The organism is Streptomyces sp. RP5T (assembly GCF_003933965.1).
Classification (GTDB): Bacteria; Actinomycetota; Actinomycetes; order Streptomycetales; family Streptomycetaceae; genus Streptomyces.
The window spans coordinates 1-2,225 of the sequence record NZ_RSAJ01000927.1 but is presented as its reverse complement, the minus strand read 5'-3'; the positions used below and the strand labels follow the sequence as shown (position 1 = coordinate 2,225).

The window sequence follows — 2,225 nt, the reverse complement described above, 5'->3', positions numbered from 1 at the left end:
GGGCTGGAGTGCGGCGTCTCATCGCGATCAAGCGTACGCGGGGGAGCGGACTGCGGCGGCGAGGCGTCGGCGGACAGGGATGCGACGTGAGGAGGGGGACCTGCTCGGGCCGTCAAGATCCAAACCTTTGGGAGGGGCTTCACCCGGGGGCCTGCGCCTGATAGCGCGTGGCGCTGTCCTGCCAGACGTGGAAGCCGGTGAGGTGGTCGCGCATCGCCTTCAACACGGCGGACACCTGCTCGCGATCCTCGCTGTCCAGCCGCAGCTGGTCGCAGAGCTCCGGCAGCTGCGTGGTCTCCAGGTGCTCGTACTCCGACAGCCTGGCCGTCCGCAGCCGTGCGACCGAGACCGCGGCTTCGTCGATGGTGAGTTCCAGGGACCTGGCGAACACGAGGACGGAGTTGCACGTCTCGTCCTCGTCCTCCACCTCACGGCGATAGGAGCGGATGTCGTTGTGGAGCGCCTGAATATCCGTCCAGGCGTCCATCAACGCACGAAACGGCCGCGAGGAGCGCACCTGCACCGGCACCTCCGCACCTGCCACGTGCTCGGCGAGGCAGATCCCGACGGGGCCGCCGTACGAGCCTCGACGGCGGACGAGGTACTCGCTCGGATCGGGGACCCGTCTGTCCCGTATGCATTCCAGCTCCCAGCACTGCCCTTCGGCATAGTCCATCTGGGCTTTCAGCATGTCGCGTTTCCACGCCGCGGACCGGGTCGGGGCCAGGCGGAGCCATATGTCGGCGAGGGACCTCTCGATCGGGTTCGCCGGCTCGGGCACCGTGCGTGCGGTGCCGTCCAGGGGCATGAACAGTGGGAGCCGGTCGATCATGGCTCGTGCGCCGTCGAGGTCACGGTCGGCCTTGAACGTCCTCACGAACAGCAGGTCGAGGGCGAACATCCACGCGTATACGTGGTACATCAGGAACAACTCGTCCCTTGGTGCAACTGGATAGCACCACGCGGCACATTCGGGCAGTCGAATGGCCGACCACTCGTCCGGAGTGGCTGAGAAGGGCAGGAGTTCCATGCCGTACGTCCAGGCGTCACCGTCACGGCGCAGCAGGTCGACGCTCGGATTCTCCCGCCACGCATAAGATATCGAGGACGAGGCAATACTCATCGTGCTGATCTCCCGTCGCGTATTCAAGACCTGGAATGGCCAGTTGTTCTCAGGTCCTTCGGCTTGGGTAGGACACGGAATCGAAAGGCGCTCCGGAGGTATTTGTGACGCGAGGGGCGCGGGTCACTGTCAGGGTGACTGGCGCCCGGTGCGGTGTGCGTGCCCCATCAGTGGAACAGCCCGGGTGACTCGCCTGGATCAGAGCCATTCATGATGCCCTCCGGTGGCGGAGCCGACGAAGTCCATGAACTACGCGTTGTGTTCCACACGCTGCGCCCGCAGCGTGGCTGAACTCGTGCACGAACCCGGCCTCGTCAACTGCGCGCCCGGCGGCCGTGGTCTTCGCGGCGGCAGCCGGACGGTACGGAGGATCGGTGGCCACCACCGCCGCGACAGCGTTGTCGCAGGCGAGGTCGTGGATCATCCCTACCTTCCAGTGCCGCCAAGCGTTTCGTCAACTGTGCGGGGCGAGTTGGCGCTGGTGCGAGGCGCGGCGGCGGACAGCCGCGGAGAGTGTCTCGGATAGTCCGCCGTCCGCCGTTCTCGGTGACATTCCGGGCGGCGCCGTCGGTAAGAGGGCGGTACCCGTCCCGGACGGATTCGCACCGGTACACGAACTTGCCGACCGTATCGCTTCCTTCCTCGGCATCTGCGCTCCAGACCCATCGCCGACCGTCGCAGCCATCCGGCCACCACCCTCACGGGCCCGGGTGCGACACCGCTCATGCTCGCAATTCGCCCTGACAGCCCACCACTTCGCACCATGCGACGATTTCCGGCCGCGGGAAAGGGGGCGCAGCCCCGGCGCACGGAGCGGATCGGCTGCCCGCCGGATGCACGGCCGCGCATTCCAGCCCGCCGCTGCGCGGCGGGTACCACCTTCGTTTGCGGCAGTTGGGAAGCAAGTTCGGCGCGGGACTGTGCGTCCGATCCGAGCGGACCGGGCGGACGGGGGGCGTGGGCCGGAGGCGCGCAGCGAGTGCCCGCGTCTCATCTTCCTTGAGAATAAAACCCGTTGGGATGCGCTTCGCGCGGTTGGCAGGATGCGGGTCATGCCGTACCTCACCGGCCCGGTGCTCGCACCCGGCACGCTCTCCCGCAC

General features: G+C 67.4%; 1 protein-coding gene. It reads right to left on the bottom strand.

Annotated features, from left to right (window positions below; translation table 11 throughout):
* Positions 1-139: 139 nt before the first annotated feature.
* Positions 140-1,123, bottom strand: a complete 984-nt coding sequence (locus EHS43_RS43045; protein WP_260470981.1) for a hypothetical protein — start codon at positions 1,121-1,123, stop codon at positions 140-142.
* Positions 1,124-2,225: the final 1,102 nt, after the last annotated feature.